The 18,049-nt window shown below is 67.7% G+C and carries 16 protein-coding genes; 11 read left to right on the top strand and 5 right to left on the bottom strand.

Annotated features, from left to right (window positions below):
- From BMZ02_RS10120 to BMZ02_RS10105, 4 genes are all read right to left on the bottom strand, one after another.
- The gene (locus tag BMZ02_RS10120; protein ID WP_091643121.1) at positions 1–2,358 is read right to left on the bottom strand and encodes a DNA topoisomerase I; all 2,358 of its coding nucleotides are present in this window, start codon (positions 2,356–2,358) and stop codon (positions 1–3) included.
- Positions 2,359–2,467: 109 nt separating this feature from the next.
- Positions 2,468–2,944 (bottom strand): DUF494 family protein, encoded by a 477-nt coding sequence (locus BMZ02_RS10115; protein ID WP_091643118.1) that lies wholly within the window; start codon positions 2,942–2,944, stop codon positions 2,468–2,470.
- Complete coding sequence (gene dprA, locus BMZ02_RS10110; protein ID WP_091643115.1) at positions 2,944–4,059, bottom strand: DNA-processing protein DprA; 1,116 nt, start codon at positions 4,057–4,059, stop codon at positions 2,944–2,946. The genes BMZ02_RS10115 and dprA overlap by 1 nt, the downstream gene beginning before the upstream one ends.
- A gap of 5 nt (positions 4,060–4,064) precedes the next feature.
- Entirely contained in the window at positions 4,065–5,087 is a 1,023-nt protein-coding gene (locus BMZ02_RS10105; protein WP_091643112.1) for a LysM peptidoglycan-binding domain-containing protein, read from the bottom strand.
- Positions 5,088–5,218: 131 nt separating this feature from the next.
- On the opposite strand from BMZ02_RS10105, the gene def reads away from it, so the two are divergent.
- The 9 genes from def (at position 5,219) to BMZ02_RS10060 (ending at position 15,546) form a co-directional block, all read left to right on the top strand.
- The gene (gene def, locus BMZ02_RS10100) at positions 5,219–5,722 is read left to right on the top strand and encodes a peptide deformylase (protein WP_091643110.1); all 504 of its coding nucleotides are present in this window, start codon (positions 5,219–5,221) and stop codon (positions 5,720–5,722) included.
- Positions 5,723–5,820: 98 nt separating this feature from the next.
- The gene (fmt, locus tag BMZ02_RS10095; RefSeq protein WP_091643107.1) at positions 5,821–6,762 is read left to right on the top strand and encodes a methionyl-tRNA formyltransferase; all 942 of its coding nucleotides are present in this window, start codon (positions 5,821–5,823) and stop codon (positions 6,760–6,762) included.
- Positions 6,762–8,084 carry a 16S rRNA (cytosine(967)-C(5))-methyltransferase RsmB gene (gene rsmB / locus BMZ02_RS10090; protein WP_216110805.1) on the top strand — a complete coding sequence of 441 codons (1,323 nt, stop codon included), beginning with the start codon at positions 6,762–6,764 and terminating at the stop codon, positions 8,082–8,084. The genes fmt and rsmB overlap by 1 nt, the downstream gene beginning before the upstream one ends.
- Positions 8,081–8,668, top strand: a complete 588-nt coding sequence (locus BMZ02_RS10085) for a DUF4390 domain-containing protein (protein ID WP_091643105.1) — start codon at positions 8,081–8,083, stop codon at positions 8,666–8,668. Before rsmB ends, BMZ02_RS10085 begins: the two co-directional genes overlap by 4 nt.
- A complete protein-coding gene (locus BMZ02_RS10080) occupies positions 8,650–10,860 on the top strand; it encodes a sensor histidine kinase (protein ID WP_091643102.1) in 2,211 nt (736 codons plus the stop codon). Before BMZ02_RS10085 ends, BMZ02_RS10080 begins: the two co-directional genes overlap by 19 nt.
- Positions 10,857–12,215, top strand: a complete 1,359-nt coding sequence (locus tag BMZ02_RS10075; RefSeq protein WP_091643099.1) for a sigma-54-dependent transcriptional regulator — start codon at positions 10,857–10,859, stop codon at positions 12,213–12,215. The genes BMZ02_RS10080 and BMZ02_RS10075 overlap by 4 nt, the downstream gene beginning before the upstream one ends.
- A 90-nt stretch (positions 12,216–12,305) precedes the next feature.
- Positions 12,306–13,682, top strand: coding sequence for a Trk system potassium transporter TrkA (trkA, locus tag BMZ02_RS10070; protein WP_091643096.1), 1,377 nt, complete (start codon positions 12,306–12,308; stop codon positions 13,680–13,682).
- A gap of 9 nt (positions 13,683–13,691) precedes the next feature.
- Complete coding sequence (locus BMZ02_RS10065) at positions 13,692–15,143, top strand: TrkH family potassium uptake protein (RefSeq protein ID WP_091643094.1); 1,452 nt, start codon at positions 13,692–13,694, stop codon at positions 15,141–15,143.
- A gap of 85 nt (positions 15,144–15,228) precedes the next feature.
- Complete coding sequence (locus BMZ02_RS10060; protein ID WP_091643091.1) at positions 15,229–15,546, top strand: tetratricopeptide repeat protein; 318 nt, start codon at positions 15,229–15,231, stop codon at positions 15,544–15,546.
- 22 nt (positions 15,547–15,568) lie between these two features.
- Here BMZ02_RS10060 and BMZ02_RS10055 read toward each other — a convergent pair whose 3' ends face one another.
- Entirely contained in the window at positions 15,569–16,450 is an 882-nt protein-coding gene (locus BMZ02_RS10055) for a lysophospholipid acyltransferase family protein (RefSeq protein ID WP_171909890.1), read from the bottom strand.
- Between the two features lie 142 nt (positions 16,451–16,592).
- Between BMZ02_RS10055 and BMZ02_RS10050 the strand changes: the two genes are divergently transcribed.
- Both BMZ02_RS10050 and dtd read left to right on the top strand, forming a co-directional pair.
- Positions 16,593–17,111, top strand: a complete 519-nt coding sequence (locus tag BMZ02_RS10050; protein ID WP_091644027.1) for a hypothetical protein — start codon at positions 16,593–16,595, stop codon at positions 17,109–17,111.
- A 479-nt stretch (positions 17,112–17,590) separates the two neighbouring features.
- Positions 17,591–18,040 (top strand): D-aminoacyl-tRNA deacylase, encoded by a 450-nt coding sequence (dtd, locus tag BMZ02_RS10045; RefSeq protein ID WP_091643086.1) that lies wholly within the window; start codon positions 17,591–17,593, stop codon positions 18,038–18,040.
- Positions 18,041–18,049 lie beyond the last annotated feature (9 nt).

Genomic DNA, 18,049 nt, shown 5'->3' with positions numbered 1-18,049 from the left:
TCAGCTGCTCTTCGCGGTGCGTTTCCGGGTCGTGCCCTTGGCGTTGGCACTCTTGCTGGTGGTGCCCTTGCGGCGCCCCTTGCGCTCCGGCGCCTTGGCGATCAGCTCCTGGCAGGCCGCCAGATCAAGGCTCTCCGGCTCCACGTCCTTGGGAATCTTGGCGTTCTTCTTGCCATCCGTGACGTACGGCCCGTAGCGCCCCTTGAGCACGCGGATGCCGCCCTCGAACTCGTTGATGATGCGGTTGGCGTCCTCCTTCTTCTTCTCCGCCACCACTTCCTTCGCCCGCTCCGGGGTGATGGTGTAGGGGTCGTCTTCCTTGAGCGAGACGAACTTGCTGCCGTATTTCACATACGGTCCGAAGCGGCCGATGCTCGCCTGCAGCGGCTCGCCCTCGTCGGTCTCGCCGAGGTCCCGCGGCAACTGAAACAGCGTCAGGGCCTCATCCAGGGTGATGTCGTCCATGCGCTGCCCCGGGCGCAGCCCGGCGAAACGGGGTTTCTCGTCGTCGTCCTTGGTGCCCAGCTGCACGAACGGCCCGAAACGGCCGACCCGCACCTGCACCGGCTTGCCGGTCTTCGGGTCGGTGCCGAGCTCCCGCGCCTGGACCACCTCTTCCCTGGAGATGTCCTTCTTTTCCTCCACGCGGGCCTTGAAGGGCTCCCAGAAGTCCCGCAGCAGCGGCACCCAGTCCTTCTGGCCCAGGGAGATCTCGTCGAGCTCGTCTTCCAGGCGCGCCGTGAAGTCGTAGTCCACGTACTGGGTAAAGTGGTCCGTGAGGAACTTGTTCACCACGCGGCCGATGGCCGTGGGATGGAAGCGCTTGTTATCCAGCTCCACGTATTCACGGTTGACCAGCGTGGAGATGATGCTGGCGTACGTGGAGGGCCGGCCGATGCCGTACTCTTCCAGCGTGCGGACCAGGCTGGCTTCACTGTACCGGGGCGGTGGCTCGGTGAAGTGCTGCTCGGGCCGGATCGCCACCAGGTCCACCACATCGCCCTCTTTCATCTCGGGCAGGATGCGGTCCTTGCTGTCGCCCGGCCCCTTGGCGTCGTCGGTGCCTTCCTGGTAGACCGCCATGAAGCCCGGATCCGCCACGGTGGAGCCGTTGGCGCGCAGCGTGTTGCCCTCGCCGCAGCCCAGATCCACGGCCACGGTATTGATGGTGGCATGCTTCATCTGCGAGGCGAGGGCGCGCTTCCAGATCAGCTCATACAGCCGCCGCTGGTCGTCGCTGAGCTGCCCCTTGAGATCATCGGGGTGGCGCGCCGCCGACGTGGGACGGATGGCTTCGTGCGCCTCCTGGGCGTTCTTGGCCTTGGTGCGGTAGACCTGCGGACTGTCCGGCACCTTGTCGGCACCGAAGCGCTCCTCGATCACACCACGCATCTCCTGCACCGCGTCCTGGGCCAGGTTCACGGAGTCGGTACGCATGTAGGTAATCAGGCCCACGGCGCCACCGCCGGTGTCGATCCCTTCGTAGAGCTGCTGCGCGACGCGCATGGTGCGCTGCGCTCCGAAGCCGAGCTTGCGCGACGCCTCCTGCTGCAGCGTGGAGGTGGTGAACGGCGCCGCCGGGTTGCGCCGCCGCTGCTTGCGGTCGACCTTCTGCACCGGCAGCCCCTGCTCGCCGGCGGCGGTCAGGGCCTGCTCGACTTCCGTGGCACGCGCCTCGTTGTTGATCGTGAACTGCTCGATCTTCTCGCCCTGGAAGTACGTGAGCCGCGCCTGGAACGGCTGCTCGTCCTTCTTGAGGTCCGATTCGATGGTCCAGTATTCCTGGGGCTCAAAGGCCTCGATCTCTTCCTCGCGCTCGCAGATCATCCGCAGCGCGGGCGACTGTACGCGGCCGGCGGACAGCCCACGATGGATCTTGCGCCACAGCAGCGGCGAGAGATTGAACCCCACCAGGTAATCGAGCGCCCGACGCGCCTGCTGGGCGTTGACCAGATCCATGGAGAGATCGCGGGAGTGCTCGATGGCGTCCTGGATCGCGCGCTTGGTGATCTCGTGGAAGACCACCCGGCGCACGTTCTTGTCCTTGAGCAGCCCCTTCTCGCGCAGCAGCTCGTAGAGGTGCCAGGAGATGGCCTCACCTTCACGGTCGGGGTCAGTGGCGAGGAAGAGGGAGTCGGCGTTCTTCAGCGCCTTGGCGATGGCATCCACATGCTTCTTGTTGCGATCGATGACCGCATACTGCATCGCAAAGTCGTTGGCCGGATCCACGGCCCCTTCCTTCGGCACGAGATCACGCACATGGCCGTAGGAGGCCATGACCTGGTAGTCCTTGCCGAGATACTTCTCGATGGTTTTCGCTTTCGCCGGCGATTCGACGATGACCAGATGCTTGCTCATGGCAAAATAAAGCCCCGCAGGGCAGGGCGCTCGTTCCGAAGTGGGTTGTGGGTGCTTGCCGGCCGGACCGGCCGATGCCATGCACCGGCCGCGGCGCAAAACACCCGAGCTAGTGGATCAGGTGCATGGGGTTGTCGAACAGGTAGTTCTCCATCCACGCATAGGCCTCTTCCTGGCCAGGCTGATTGAACAGCACCATCAGCGTCACCCATTTGACCTGGTCCAGGTCGACGTCCTCGTCATCCAGCGCCATGGCACGGTCAATAATGACTTCACGACTCACCGGCGTCAGCACACCGATCTGCTCGAGAAAGAGGATGAAACCGCGGCACTCCTGGTCGAGTTTGGCACTCTCGCGATCCGTGAACAGCCGGATCGACCGACTTCCACTCAGCGCCGTTGCACTCACCAGGTCGCGCGAATCCGCCAGATCCTCGAGCCAGGCGAAAGCACGGCGCACCTCGCCAGGATGAAACCCGGCCTCGAACAGCTCGCCTTCGAGGGAGTCCCGATCCGGTTGCGGTTCGTCGTCGTAGAAGTAGTTCTCGAACAGATACATCAAGACGTCGAACACGTTTTCCTTCATCAATCTCTTCCCGCCCGGACATAGCGACCGCCGGGCATTGCCGTTACACGACCAGACAATTCCAGTATCAGCAGAATGGAGGAAACCACATCAGGCGTCAATCCGGTGCGTTGCAACACGGTATCCAGGGGAACCGGGTCGTATCCCACCGCCTCGAGCACTTTCTCATGCTCGGGATCCAGGCCCGCGGACGGCGCCTCCGGCGCGTCCGGCACGCCGGCGCCCACCGGTTCCGGTTGACGCAGCAGGGCGGGCAGCTCCTCGAGAATCTCGTCCGCCTGTTCGATCAGTTTTGCCGCACCGTCACGAATCAGCCGGTGGCACCCCCGCGCCAGCGGGTTGTGGATGGAACCGGGGATTGCGAACACCTCCCGGCCCTGCTCCAGGGCGTAGCGTGCCGTAATCAACGAGCCGGAGCGGGGGCTCGCCTCCACCACCAGCGTACCGACCGAAAGTCCGCTGATGATGCGGTTACGGCGCGGAAAATGCCCCGCCCGCGCCGGGGTGCCGCAGGCATACTCGCTGACCACGGCACCACTGCCAGCAACCGCATGGGCCAGGTCCCGGTGGCGGGACGGATACACCCGGTCGGGGCCGGTGGCCACCACGGCGACGGTGAAACCGCCACCGTCCAGCGCCCCCTGGTGCGCCGCGGCATCCACGCCAAGGGCGAGGCCGCTGGTAATGGTCAGCCCGCGCCCGGCCAGGTGGGCACAGAACGCCGCGGCCGTATCCAGCCCGCCCGGGGTGGCATTCCTGCTCCCCACCACCGCGAGCTGCGGCACGGTGAGCACATCCGGATCACCGGTGACGAACAGGCACACGGGCGGGTCGGGAATCTCCCGCAACAGCGGCGGGTAACGCGGATCCCGAAGAGGAATGAGGTGGTGTGCGGAATCCGCCTCCAGCCAGGCCAGATCCCGGGCGATGCCGGCTTCGTCGGGCTCGGCGATGGCCCGTGCCACAGCCGGCGTGGCGCCGGCCGCGCGCAGGGCTTTCGCGCCCGCGCCGACCACGGCACCGGGGCTCCCGTAACGGGCAAGAAGCGCCTCGGCCACACCGGCCCCCATCGCGGGAGCCCGGGCCAGCGCCAGCCAGGCTTCGGTCTCGGTCATGGCAGTCAGGGCGTGCGCACGATGTCCATGGTGTTCATGGCGCGCTCGGCGCGCATCACGAGGCCGAAGCTCAGCCTGTCGAACACCCGGAAGACGATCAGCTCACCGGCACGCTCCTCCGGAAGCGTGACGGTTTCGCCCGCCACGTCGTCCCGGATCTCACGGCCCGCCTGGAACACGCTCAGCACATGCCCCTCTTCCAGCCCGTGCTCCTCGCCCCGGTTGAGCACGACCACGTCGAACTGGCCGATCTGGGTGACCCCGTCCATGACGTCAATGATGTAGCCGGCCACATCCTGCTCCGGGGCGCGGGGCTGGAACTCCGTGCGGATGGGGTCGGTGGGTGTCTCCACCAGGCGGTCACCGGGCAGAATCTCGCGATTGCTCGACGCCACCCGCGCCGTTCCCGGATCGCCGTGGTCGAGAATCCGCGCGTCGCCCACGTAGGTGGCCTCGAAGCCGAGCACATCGTCCGTCTCCGGATCCACGTACGGATCGCCCTTGCGAACGATGGTGAACGCGTCCTGGTCCTCGTCCGGGAGGCGGCGCACGTAGATGGAATCGCCGCGGGAGGCCATGACGCGCTCGTCCTCGCCGGCAATGATGTAGGCGGCCGAATCGAGCACGTCCTCGTCCAGCACGCGGCTGCGGCTCAGGAACGGCCGGATGGCTTCCATGGGAATGGTGCTGATCGCCGGCTCGAGCTGTTCCTCGCGCGTCTCCGGGGAGAGGCGCACGGTGCGCTCACCACGCTCCACCGTCAGGCGCGGCTCGCCGTCGATGTAGACCAGCACGATCACGTCGCCCGGATAGATCAGGTGGGGGTTCTCGATGTCCGGATTCACATGCCAGATTTCCGGCCACAGCCAGGCATCCTCAAGGAACCGCTCGGAGATGTCCCAGAGCGTATCGCCGCTCTCCACCGTATAGCGCTCCGGGTGGTCGTCACGGAACATATCGTCGGCAACCGCCGGTGGCACGGCCAGCCACAGCCCACAGATCACAGCGATGAGCATCCTGATGCGCATGAAGAATTCCTTGTACGATTGCTGACGAGCAGTGGCAGGCCCACGACGTGCGGTGATTTCAGATTGCCTGCGGTTCCCTTATGGTTCTAGACTTTACGCTAACCCGAACGTGTGCGCTGCGCAACGAAACCATGCCCAAACTCGATATCCTTCAATACCCCGACCCGCGGCTGCGGACGGTCGCGGAACCGGTCGATGCAGTCGATGACCGCATCCGTCGGCTTGCCGACGACATGCTCGAGACCATGTACGACGCGCCCGGCATCGGCCTGGCGGCGACGCAGGTGGACGTGCATGAGCGCGTGGTGGTGATTGACGTCTCCGATGAGCACGACGACCCCATGGTCCTGATCAACCCCGAGATTCTCGAAACACAGGGTGCGGAGCGGGGTCAGGAGGGCTGCCTGTCCATCCCCGGCTACCAGGACATGGTGGAACGCGCCGAGTGGGTCCGCGTCCGGGCCCTGGACAGCAATGGCGAGGAACAGGAATTCGAGGCGGACGGCCTGCTTGCCGTGTGCATCCAGCACGAGGTGGACCACCTCAACGGCAAACTGTTCCTGGATCACCTCTCCGAGCTCAAGCGCAAGCGCGCGCACCGGAAACTGACCAAACAGGCACGGATGTCCGCATAATCATCCGGCGGGGCGCGAGCCCGCGCCGCCGCGCTTCCACCGACCATCACCTGATTCACCGGTAGCAGCCGGTGCACAGCAGACCGTGAGCCCGCTCCATGAGTGACAAGGCCCGAATCGCGTTCGCCGGGACGCCGGACTTCGCCGTACCGCCCCTGCGGGTGCTCCTGGCATCCGGACACGATGTGGTCGGCGTCTGGACCCAGCCCGATCGCCCGGCCGGCCGCGGACGCAAGCCGCGCCCGTCGCCCGTCAAGGCGGTCGCCCTGGACCACGGCATCCCCGTTCATCAACCCCAGTCCCTGCGCAGCGAGCATGACCGCGCGGCACTGGACGCCGCCCGGCCGGATCTGGTGGTGGTGGTGGCCTACGGGCTTCTGCTGCCGCGCTCCGTGCTGGACCTGCCACCCGCGGGCTGCGTCAATCTGCACGCCTCGCTGCTGCCGCGCTGGCGGGGAGCCGCGCCGATTCAGCGGGCGCTGCTCGCCGGCGATGACGAAACCGGCGTCTGCCTGATGCGCATGGAAGCGGGCCTGGACACCGGCCCGGTCTACGCCTGCGTACGAACACCGATCACCGCCGATGACACCGGCGGGTCACTGCACGACCGGCTGGCGGAGCTCGGCGCCGGACTGCTGCACGACAACCTCCGGGCACTGCTCGACGGCAGCCTGACCCCGGCGCCCCAGCCCGACGAGGGCGTCACCTACGCCCGGAAGCTGGACAAAGCCGAGGCGCGAATCGACTGGCAGGCATCCGCCAGCGCACTGGCCCGGCAGGTCGCCGCGTTCAACCCGTGGCCCGTGGCCGAGACCGACTGGGCGGGCGACCGGCTCCGCATCTGGCGGGCAGCGGCGCTCCCGGCCGCCAGCGATGCCCTTCCGGGCACCGTTGTCGCCGCCGGTCGCGACGGCATCGATGTCGCCTGCGGCGAGGGCTGCCTGCGGCTGCTGGAGCTGCAGGCCCCGGGGGCCCGCCCCATGCCGGTCGCCAGCTTCATGAACGGCCGCCACCTCGCCGTCGGGACACGGTTCAACTGATGGCGGGGCGGCAGAACAGGAATCGACCGATCGGCGCGCGCCAGGCTGCCGCCCGGGCCGTGCAGCAGGTCACCGAGGGACGGTCCCTGGGGGACGCGCTGCCGGTGCTGCTCGACCAGGTCGGCAGCAGCGAGCGCGGACTGGCCCAGGAGCTGGCCTACGGCGCCCTGCGCTGGTATCCGCGATTGCAGTGGGTTGTGGAACAGCTGCTGGAGCGCCCCCTGCGCCGGCGCGACCGCGACGTGCACGCCTTGCTGATGGTCGGCGTCTACCAGTGCCTGGACACCCGCATCCCGGAACACGCCGCGGTATCCGAAACCGTCGCCGCGGCCCGTACCCTGGGGCGCCGCTGGGCAGGTGGGCTGGTCAATGCGGTGCTGCGCCGGTGCCTGCGTGAGCGGCAGGCCCTGGAGGCCGGCTGGCAGGACGTGGACACCGCCCGTCACGCACACCCCCGCTGGCTGCTGGACGCCTATCGCGACGCCTGGCCGGACGACTGGGAGGCCCTGGTCACCGCCAACAACCAGCGCCCGCCCATGACGCTCCGGGTCAACCGCCGCCAGACCACCCGGACCGCGTATCAGCAGGCACTCCAGGAGAGCGGCCTCGCCGCCACGCCCCACCCCCTTGCCGACGATGCGCTGGTGCTTGACGAACCGGTGGCGGTGGAGCGGCTGCCCGCGTTCGATCGTGGACATGTGGCCGTGCAGGACGCCGCCGGACAACAGGCCGCGGCCCTGCTCGACCCGCAGCCCGGCGACCGGGTGCTCGACCTGTGCGCCGCCCCCGGGGGCAAGACGTGTCATCTGCTCGAGCGCCAGCCGGACGTGGCGGAACTGGTCGCAGTGGAGCTCGAGGCCGCGCGGCTGACCCGCATCCGGGAGAACCTCGAGCGCCTCGGGCTTGCCGCCACCGTCGTGGAGGGCGACGGCACCGACCCGGGCACCTGGTGGGACGGCACCCCGTTCCAGCGCATCCTGCTGGATGCGCCCTGCTCGGCAAGCGGGGTCGTGCGCCGGCATCCGGACATCAAACTCCTGCGCCAGGCCGAGGACCTGCCCCGCCTGCAGGCACTGCAACAGCGCCTCCTTGCCGCGGCCTGGCCCCTGCTGGCACCGGGAGGTATGCTGGTCTATGCCACCTGCTCGGTGTTTCCGACAGAGAACGAAGCGGTGGTACAGCCCTTCGTGGAGTCCAGCGGCGACGCGGTGGCACGGCCCATCGATGCCCCCTGGGGGCGAGCGACGGCGCACGGCCGACAGATCCTCAGCGGCGAATCCGGGATGGATGGCTTCTATTACGCGTGCCTCGTGAAGCAATGAACAGACCGCCGCCCCCTGCCATCAGCCATGTCCGCCGCCTGTCCGCAGCGGTGCTGATGGCCATGCTCGTCTGGCTGCCGGCGGCGGCGCACTCGGCGGGGTTCTCCCTTGCCGGCTCGGATCTGCGCAACGACGATACCCATACCTATCTGAATGCCCGTTTCGACGTCGCGCTCAGCCGTGAAGCGGAAGAGGCCCTGCAGAGCGGCGTGCCCCTGCAGCTCGAGCTCCAGGTCCGGGTGACGCAGCCGCGCCGATGGTGGTGGGACGCGGAGCTCGCGGAGTTCAGCGTGCGCACCGAGCTGCTCTATCACGCCCTGAGCCGCCGCTACGTGGTGCTCAACCACGAGACCGGCGAACGCCGGACGTTCTTCCGCCGCGATGCTGCGCTCAATGCCTGGGCCAGCGTCGCCAGCCGTAAAGTGATCGCCCATGAGCAGCTCGCAAGCGGCGAGCACTATGAGCTCCACCTGCGCGCCCGTCTCGACACCGACCGCCTGCCCCATCCGCTGCGCACGGTCGCGCTGGTCTCCCCCGAGTGGCGTCTGGTCAGTGAGTGGTATACATGGCCTCTGCGTGGATGAAGCGCCTGCGGGCGGACACACTGCTACGTATCGTCCTGTGCCTGTTGCTGCTGGGCTCCCTGTACCTGCTCAGCATGGCCACCCAGCATTCCGAGCTATTCGGACGGCTGCACCCCTGGCTGCTGCTGATCAACAGCATCTCGCTCGCGGCGCTGGTGGTGCTGATCGCCTACAACCTGTGGCGGCTGATGGTGCAGCGGCGCAGCGGTCAGGCGGGCAGCCGCCTGACCGTCCGCCTGGTGACCATGTTCGTGATTCTCGCGGTGGTCCCGGTCTCGGTGGTGTACTACTTCTCCATCCAGTTTCTCGACCGGGGGATCGACTCCTGGTTCGACGAGCGCACGGAACAGCAGGCGCTGGAGGAGGCGCTGCGGCTCTCGCAGGCGTCGTTCGACATGCGCAAGCGCGAACTGCTGCAGCGCACGGAGCGCTCGGCCCGTGAGCTGGCGGATGTCCCGGACGGCCTGGTGCCCCTGGTGCTGGAGCGGCTCCGTGGCCAGGTGGGTGCCGAGGAGATCACGGTGATGCGCTCCAGCGGCCGCGTCATCGCCACCAGCTCGCGCTCGCCCGATTCCGCCATTCTGCCGCACCTGCCGGAAGACGACGTGCTGCTGCAGGTGCGTATCGGCCGCCCCTACGTGGGGCTGGACCCCATCGGCGACGACGGCCTGCACATCCGCGTCCTGGTGTCCGCCCCCGGTGCACAGGGGGCGCCGGACCAGCGCATCCTGCAGGTGCTCTACCCGGTGTCGCCGCGGGTCAGCGACCTGGCCGACCGGGTCGAAGCCGCCTACTCCCGCTACCAGGAGGTGAGCTACCTGAGTCGACCGCTCAAGGAGACCTTCACCATCACACTCTCGCTGGTGCTACTGCTGAGTCTGCTGTTCGCCGTATGGTCGGCGTTCTACGCCGCACGCCGCCTGGTGGAGCCGGTGCGCTCCCTGGCCGAGGGCACGGCAGCCGTGGCAGCGGGCGACTACGGCCGGCAGCTGCCGCCCACGGGCAATGACGAGCTCGGCTTCCTGGTGCGTTCGTTCAACGACATGAGCCGCCGGGTGGCCCAGGCGCGGGAGGACGCCAAGGGCAGCCAGGCCCAGGTGGAGAACCAGCGCGCCTACCTGGAGACCGTCCTCGCGCGGCTGTCCTCCGGCGTGCTGGCCCTGGACGGTGCCGGCAACATCCGCACCTGGAACCGTGCCGCGGACCAGATCTTCGGTCTGTCCCTGCGCTCCTACAGCGGCAAGCCCCTGGTGATGATCACGGAGCAGGCGCCGCACCTGGAGGCGTTCGCGGCGCTGGTGGCCCGGCGCATGCAGGGGCAGGAGGCGGAGTGGCGCGAGGAACTCAACCTGTTCGGCCCGCAAGGCCGGCAGATTCTCACCTGCAGCGGCGCAACACTGCCGGGGGGCGGCCAGGGCAGCGGTGGCCACGTGATTGTCTTCGACGACGTCACCGCGCTGATCCAGGCCCAGCGCGACGCCGCCTGGGGCGAGGTGGCCCGGCGCCTGGCCCACGAGATCAAGAACCCGCTCACGCCCATCCAGCTCGCCGCCGACCGGCTGCGCCGCAAGCTCGAGTCGAAACTGGAGGGCCGTGATGCGGAGGTGCTGGAGCGCTCCACGGGCACCATCATCCAGCAGGTGGACGCCATGAAATCCATGGTCAACGCCTTCAACGAATACGCGCGGCCGCCGCGGCTGGAGCTGACCCTGTCGGACATCAACCGGATCGTGCGCGAGGTGGCCGAGCTCTACCGCACGGGCCCCGACGGGCCACGCCTCGAGCTGGATCTGGACGCCGCACTGCCGGGCATTCTCGTGGATGCCGGGCGCATCCGCCAGCTCCTGCACAACCTGATCAAGAACGCCACCGAGGCCACCCCGGCGGGCGAGCGGTGCCACCTGACCCTGTCGACCCTGCACCGGGACGACCCCGGATTCACCGGCATCGAGCTGCAGATCCGGGATCGCGGACCGGGCTTCAGCGACGAGATCATGGAACATCTGTTCGAACCGTATGTCACCACCAAGGCCAAGGGCACCGGGCTCGGCATGCCCATTGTCAAGAAGATCGTTGAGGAGCATAACGGCAGTATTACGGCAGAGAACGTTGCGGACGGCGCCTGCGTCACCGTGCGCCTGCCCATGCCGGAGCTGATTCCGGTGGAGCAGTCCGCCAGGGGGAACGAATGAACGCATCAAGCATACTGGTCGTCGACGACGAGCCCGATATCCGCAGCCTGGTCCAGGAGATCCTCGAGGACGAGGACTATGAGGTGCAGTCCGCCGCCGATGCCGCGGAGGCACGCCAGGCACTGCGCACCCGCCGGCCGGACCTGATCCTGCTGGACATCTGGATGCCCGACACCGACGGCATCAGCCTGCTCAAGGAGTGGGCGGAGAGCGGCGGTCTGCCCTGCCCGGTGGTGATGATGTCCGGCCACGGCAGCGTGGAGTCGGCGGTGGAGGCCACGCGGCTCGGGGCGTACGACTTCGTGGAGAAGCCGCTGTCCCTGGCCAAGCTGCTGCTGGTGGTCGAGCGCGCCCTGGAGGCGGACCGCCTGGAGCGCGAGAACCGCGGCCTGCGCGCCAACAGCGAGGGTGTCGACGAGCCGGTGGGGCAGAGCGGCCTGATGCAGGATCTGCGCGCCCAGGCGCGCCGCATCGCCGGACACAACACCTGGGTGCTCATCACCGGCGAGGCCGGCAGCGGCAAACGCAATTTCGCCCGTTACCTGCACCAGAACAGCCCGCGCAGCACCCGGCCGTTCGTGGAGGTGGCCGCCGGCTCCCTCACCGGCGGCAGTGCCGCCGCCGAGCTGTTCGGCAGCGAGCAGGACGGGCGCGTGAGCTACGGCCGGCTGGAGCAGGCCAACCACGGCACCCTGTTCATCGACGAGGTGGCGGACCTGGACATGGGCGCCCAGGTGCGGCTGCTGAGCGCGCTGACCGGCCAGAAGTTCCACCGCGTGGGTGGCGCCGACCCGGTGGCAGTGGACGTCCGGGTGCTGGCGGCGACGCGCACCGACCTGGAAGCCGAGGTGCGCGCCGGCAACTTCCGCGAGGATCTCTACTACCACCTCAACGTGGTGCCCCTGCGCATCCCGGCCCTGCGGGAGCACCCGGAGGACATCCCGGAGCTGCTCGACTTCTACCTGGAGCGCTTCGTCAGCCGTGAGAAACTGCCGCGCCGGCGCTTCTCCGATGCCGCACTCAGCCGTCTGCGCGGACACCCCTGGCCCGGCAATGTGCGGGAGCTGAAGAACCTGGTGCAACGCCTGCTCATTCTCGGCGAAGGGGAGGAAATCGGCGTTGACGAGCTGGACGGCGCCATGGGCAGCGGCGCCGGCACCCCGGTGGATGCCCGCGCCATGCCGTTCGACCAGCCGCTGCGCGAGGCCCGCGAGGACTTCGAACGCATGTACCTGCAGCACCAGCTGCGCGAGGCGGGCGGCAGTGTCGGCGAGCTGGCCAAGCTCGCCGGGATGGAGCGCACGCACCTGTACCGCAAGCTGAAGGCGCTGGGCATCGACCCCCACGATTTCTGAGTCGCGGGGCCGCCCGGTGACCGCAACGGTTCAAATTTGCCGCGCGGTGGCTTACCGTGTCGCAACCGTTGTCCCGGGCAGACTGCATTCATGAAGATCATCATTCTCGGTGCCGGCCAGGTGGGAAGCTCCCTGGCCCAGAACCTTGCCAGCGAGGCGAACGACGTCACGCTGGTGGACACCGACGGCGGGCGCCTCCAGGACCTTCAGGACCGGCTCGACCTGCGCACCGTCGTGGGCAACGCCACCCACCCGCCGGTGCTGATGCGTGCCGGCGCGGACGACGCCGACCTGATGATCGCGGTGACCAATAGCGACGAGGCGAACATGATCGCCTGCCAGGTGGGCTATACGCTGTTCCACACGCCCACCCGCATCGCCCGCGTGCGCGCCCCGGAGTACCTGGCCTATCCCCAGCTGTTCTCACCGGACGCCCTGCCGGTGGACGTGCTCATCAGCCCCGAGCAGCTGGTCACCCAGTACGTGAAACGGCTCATTGAACACCCGGGCGCCCTGCAGGTGCTGGATTTCGCCGGCGGCAAGGTGCGCATGGTCGGTGTGCGCGCCTACTACGGCGGGCCGCTGGTGGGCCAGGCCCTGCGCACGCTGCGCGAGCACATGCCCAACGTGCAGACGCGGGTGGCGGCGCTGTTCCGGCGCGGCCAGGCGATCATCCCCGAGGGGGACACGGTGATCGAGGCCGGCGACGAGGTGTTCTTCGTTGCCGCACGCAAGAACATCCGCGCCGTCATGAGCGAACTGCGCAAGCTGGACAAGCCGGTCAAGCGCATCATGCTCGCTGGCGGCGGCAACATCGGCAAACGCCTCGCCCAGGCCCTGGAATCCCGCTATCAGGTCAAGATCATCGAGCGCGGCGGCGCGCGGGCGCGGGCGATTTCCGAGGAGCTCAACCGCACCATCGTGCTCATGGGCGACGCCGCCGACGAGGAGCTGCTGCTGGAGGAGAACATCGAGAACACCGATGTCTTCTGCGCGCTCACCAATGATGACGAGGCCAACATCCTCTCCGGCATGCTGGCCAAGCGGCGCGGCGCGCGCATGGTGATGTCGCTGATCAACCGGCCCGCCTACGTGGATCTGGTGCAGGGCAGCGAGGACATCGACATCGCCATCTCGCCCCAGCAGGCAACCATCGGCACGCTGCTGGCCCACGTGCGCCGCGGCGACGTGGTCATGGTGCACAGCCTGCGGCGCGGGGCCGCCGAAGCCATCGAGGCCGTGGCGCACGGCGATTCCAACTCCTCCAGGGTGGTGGGGCGTCGCATCGAGAACATCCCGCTGCCGGCCGGCACCACCATCGGCTGTCTGGTGCGTGGCGACGAGGTGATCATGGGCCACCATGACACCGTCATCGAACCCGAAGACCACGTCATTCTGTTCCTGGTGGACAAGCGCCGCATCACCGAAGTCGAGCGCCTGTTCCAGGTCGGCGTGACATTCATCTAGGGCGGCACGATGCACTGGTCGGCGGTTGAGCGGATTCTCGGGCTGTTGCTGATGCTCTTCAGCCTCACCATGCTGCCGCCCGCCGTGGTCGCGCTGATCTACGGCGACCCGGGGCTGGTGCCGTTCCTGGTCTCCAGCCTGGTGATCCTGTTCGTCGGTGCGCTCGCGTGGCTGCCCGTGCGCAACGCGCGGCATGACCTCCGCACCCGGGACGGCTTTCTCATCGTGGTGCTGTTCTGGACGGTGCTTGGCATCACCGGCGGGCTGCCGCTGGTGCTCTCCCAGAACCCGGAAATCCCCTGGACGGACGCCGTGTTCGAGAGCCTCTCCGGCCTGACGACCACGGGCTCGACGGTGCTTACCGGCATCGACGACCTGCCGTACTCCATCCGCTTCTACCGCCAGCAGCTGCAGTGGCTCGGCGGCATGGGCATCATCGTGCTGGCGGTGGCCATTCTGCCGATGCTCGGCGTCGGCGGCATGCAGCTCTACCGGGCGGAGACGCCGGGGCCCGTGAAAGACGCCAAACTCACCCCGCGCATCGCCGGGACCGCCAAGGCGCTGTGGTACATCTACCTGGGCCTGACCATCGCCTGCGCGACCGCCTACTGGCTGGCGGGCATGACGCCGTTCGACGCCATCGGGCACGCCTTCTCCACCGTTGCCATCGGCGGTTACTCCACCTACGACGGTAGCATCGGGCACTTCGACAGCCCGCTCATCTCCATGATCTGCGTGGTGTTCATGCTGATCGCCGGCATCAACTTCGCCATGCATTTCACCGCCTGGCGCAGCCGCTCGCTGCGGCATTACCTGCAGGACACGGAGACGTGCTGGTTCCTGGGCATTCTGGCCACCCTGAGCGCCGTCACCCTGATCACGCTCATGGCCACCAGCTACCTGGGTGGCTGGGGCAACACCTGGCATCACGCCGTGTTTCAGGCCGTGTCCATCGCCAGCACGGCCGGGTTCACCACCACGGACTTCGCGGCCTGGCCCGTATTTCTCCCGGTGATGCTGCTCATGGCCGCGTTCGTTGGCGGCTGTGCCATGTCCACCGGTGGCGGCATCAAGGTGGTGCGGTTCGTGCTACTGCTCAAGCAGGGCCACCGCGAGATCATCCGCCTGATCCACCCCCAGGCGCAGGTGCTGGTCAAGATGGGCCGCCGCGCCGTGGACGAACGGGTGATCAACGCCGTGTGGGGATTCTTCGCCGCGTACATCGCGCTGTTCGCCCTGATGATGCTGGCGCTCATGGGGACCGGCCTGGACCAGGTGACGGCGTTCTCCGCCGTGGCGGCCACCATTACCAACCTGGGGCCGGGCCTCGGCCAGGTGTCCGACCACTTCGGCGAGATCAACGCCGCGGCCAAGTGGGTGCTCATGTTCGCCATGCTGCTGGGACGGCTCGAGGTTTTCACCCTGCTGGTGCTGTTCACGCCGGCGTTCTGGCGTCGCTGACGGATTCCGGCACACACCTTGAAATCACCCCGCTGCGGCCGCATCCCTGAGTCACCTCATCAGCGACGCGGGGCAGGGACATCCCATGCTTGACCGACTGGAGAAACTGCTGGAGTCCGGACAGGACTCACCCATGCTGCGCCTGTCTCTTGGCCAGGGCTATCTCAAGGAAGGACGCCACGAAGAGGCGGTCGACCACCTGCGCCAGGCGCTGCAGCTGCAGCAGGACTATTCCGCCGCCTGGAAGGCACTTGGGCAGGCGCTGACCGCCGCCGGTGACCCGGATGGCGCCCGGGCCGTCTACGACGACGGCATCCGTATCGCCCGGGACAAGGGTGACCTGCAGGCGGCAAAGGAGATGGAGGTCTTCCGCAAGCGCCTGGACAAACAGCCTCCCGGCTAGTCTCCGTGACCGACAGACCGGATCACCGGTACGGGTTCGGCTGCCCTGGCGGGGCCGGACGGAACCGGCGGTAGGTCCACTGGTACTGGGCCGGGGCGATACGCACGCACGCCTCCACGCCGGCGTTCACCGCCGTCGCGGCGGTCACCGGGTCGGGGTCGTGCACGCCCGCGGGCGCAGGCAGCACATGCAGCCGGAACCCGCGCCCCCAGGGCAACCGCTCCATGAACGTGAACAGCACCGGCGCACCGGTCTTGCGTGCCATCTGCGCCAGCAGGCCCATGGTCCGCGCCGGCACACCGAAGAAAGGCGCGAACTCACCGCTGTCCCGGGGCGTCTGGTCCGGCAGAATGCCCACCAGCTCCCCCTGCCGCAGCGCCTTGTAGAGCTGGCGGATGCCCGCGCCGGTGGCCGGCAGCGAGCGCGCCCCGGTGCGCTCCCGGGCCTCCACCATCAGCGGCTCCAGATCCTCCGAGCGGGGCGGCCGGTAGAGGTTGTTGACCCGGAAACGCTTGTTTACATACAGGCTGACCAGCTCCCAGTTGCCCAGGTGCGGGCCCGCCAGGAGCAGACCGGAGCCCTCCGGCCAGTGGTCCGCCATGGTGTCCAGGGCCTCCGGGTTGACCACGAGGCGCTGCAGTCGGCGCTCGTCGGCATACCAGATCACCCCCGTCTCCATGAGTTGCTTGCCCAGTTCGCGAAAGCTGGCGCGGCGCAGCCGGCGGCGCTCTGCGTCGGTGTAGTCCGGGAAACACAGGCGCAGGTTCACGTCCGTGATCGCCTGGTGCTTTCCCGGTATGGCGGCCAGCACGCTGCCTGCCAGCGCTCCGATGGCGTGGGCCACCGGCAGCGGCAGCAGACTGCTGGCGCGCAGTAGCGCTCTGATCAGATGAATCCGTTGCACGGGCCTCCCCGGCTCATGGCCTTGTCGTTGCGCGTCATGTTGCCCTGCTACTATTGAGAGTGGCGAGTATATCGGTTTTGGCCCGGGCGGGAGACCGCTCGCCCGGCCAGAGTCAACGGACCCACGATAAGGGGGAGACGCGATGGACTGGAACAAGCAGATGGAAGAACTGGTCAACGCCTGGACCGAAACCCAGCGCCGCACCTGGGACAACTGGCTTGAGACCGTGAAGCAGTTCAGCCAGAACCTGCCCGAGGGCACCCCGGCGCCTGGCGCCGACTACAAGGCCAACCTGGAGGCCTGGGAGCAGTCCGTGCGTCAGGCGCTGGAGGCTCAGGCCCAGTGGGCGAAACAGCTGTCCAGCGACAAGGTCGCCGGCCAGTCGCCGGAGAGCATGGAGCGCTGGGCGCACGAGATGCAGGAGATGATGAAGGGCTGGACCGAATCCCAGCAGAAGCTCTGGGACGCGTGGCTCAGCAGCATGCGGGATATGGATCCCAGCGCCATGTCGAACCAGTGGGAAAAGGAGAGCAAGCAGGTACTGGAGGCGTGGCAACAGGCCGCGCAGCGTGCTCAGGACACCATGATGGAGTGGTCCCGGGCAACCCAGGGCGGCGCCAAGGGGGGCGCTGGCAAGGGGAAAGGCAAAGGCGCGAAATAACCGGAATCGCGGACCTGCACGAAAGAAAACCGGCACATTCCGTGTGCCGGTTGGCAGGTTCGCTTAGCTGAAGGTGCTCTGCGTGGGTTACTCCATCAACCCCGTCGTTCGTCCGTGACCGCAGTAGGCGCAATCCCTATTGTTTTAGTATGTCCTCACCGTCCCTGGCCACTCTGTGCATCCTGCCGTTCAGGTGACGTGTATAGATTGCCATAGCCCATTCGGTCCAGAAGTCGGTAAAGATCGACAGCTTTTGTAGGAAAATTCTTACAAGAATTTTGGGACGTATGGTCCTGATTTAGCGGGTAATACGAGCGGGATAGCCGAGCCCCGGAGGCGGGGGCCTGGGTGCCGGACTGTCTGCGGCCTGGACGGCCGCAGTCAAGCGCCCATGGATGGGTTCACAGCGTGTCCGGCACCCAGGCCCCCGCCTTCGGGGCGTGACGCTGCCCCAAAGCGTGAATCAGAGGAGATGAGAATTGATCGGTTTGCTGCAACGGGTGTCGAACGCATCGGTAACGGTCGATGGCGAGACCGTCGGCGCCATCGACACCGGCCTCGCGGTGCTGGTGGGGGTGCAAAAGGGCGATGGCGCCGGAGAACGGGACCGGCTACTGGAGCGCCTCCTGGCCTACCGTGTCTTCCCCGACGACGCCGGCCGCATGAACCGCTCCCTGCAGGACGTGGGCGGCGGCCTCCTGCTGGTGCCCCAGTTCACCCTGGCCGCGGACACCCGCAAGGGCAACCGCCCGAGCTTCGGCCCCGCGGCTGCACCGGAGGCCGGCGAGCACTGGTTCACCAGCCTGGTGGAACAGGCGCGTGCCGCCCACACCCCTGTCGCCTGCGGGCGCTTTGGCTCCGACATGCAGGTTCACCTCACCAACGACGGTCCGGTCACATTCTGGCTGGAGGTCGCACCCTCGCGCTGAGGCCGGCGT

Source organism: Aquisalimonas asiatica (genome assembly GCF_900110585.1).
Taxonomy (GTDB): Bacteria; Pseudomonadota; Gammaproteobacteria; order Nitrococcales; family Aquisalimonadaceae; genus Aquisalimonas; species Aquisalimonas asiatica.
Note: the sequence above shows the minus strand (reverse complement) of the source record. Positions and strands in the feature narration are given on the sequence as shown.

Coding starts and splice junctions, on each gene's coding strand:
- BMZ02_RS10085 (WP_091643105.1), top strand. CDS start 8,081: ATGAACAGACCGCCGCCCCCTGCCATCAGCCATGTCCGCCGCCTGTCC.
- fmt (WP_091643107.1), top strand. CDS start 5,821: ATGAGTGACAAGGCCCGAATCGCGTTCGCCGGGACGCCGGACTTCGCC.
- BMZ02_RS10065 (WP_091643094.1), top strand. CDS start 13,692: ATGCACTGGTCGGCGGTTGAGCGGATTCTCGGGCTGTTGCTGATGCTC.
- dprA (WP_091643115.1), bottom strand. CDS start 4,059: ATGACCGAGACCGAAGCCTGGCTGGCGCTGGCCCGGGCTCCCGCGATG.
- BMZ02_RS10075 (WP_091643099.1), top strand. CDS start 10,857: ATGAACGCATCAAGCATACTGGTCGTCGACGACGAGCCCGATATCCGC.
- BMZ02_RS10120 (WP_091643121.1), bottom strand. CDS start 2,358: ATGAGCAAGCATCTGGTCATCGTCGAATCGCCGGCGAAAGCGAAAACC.
- BMZ02_RS10050 (WP_091644027.1), top strand. CDS start 16,593: ATGGACTGGAACAAGCAGATGGAAGAACTGGTCAACGCCTGGACCGAA.
- BMZ02_RS10105 (WP_091643112.1), bottom strand. CDS start 5,087: ATGCGCATCAGGATGCTCATCGCTGTGATCTGTGGGCTGTGGCTGGCC.
- trkA (WP_091643096.1), top strand. CDS start 12,306: ATGAAGATCATCATTCTCGGTGCCGGCCAGGTGGGAAGCTCCCTGGCC.
- rsmB (WP_216110805.1), top strand. CDS start 6,762: ATGGCGGGGCGGCAGAACAGGAATCGACCGATCGGCGCGCGCCAGGCT.
- def (WP_091643110.1), top strand. CDS start 5,219: ATGCCCAAACTCGATATCCTTCAATACCCCGACCCGCGGCTGCGGACG.
- BMZ02_RS10115 (WP_091643118.1), bottom strand. CDS start 2,944: ATGAAGGAAAACGTGTTCGACGTCTTGATGTATCTGTTCGAGAACTAC.
- BMZ02_RS10080 (WP_091643102.1), top strand. CDS start 8,650: ATGGCCTCTGCGTGGATGAAGCGCCTGCGGGCGGACACACTGCTACGT.
- BMZ02_RS10060 (WP_091643091.1), top strand. CDS start 15,229: ATGCTTGACCGACTGGAGAAACTGCTGGAGTCCGGACAGGACTCACCC.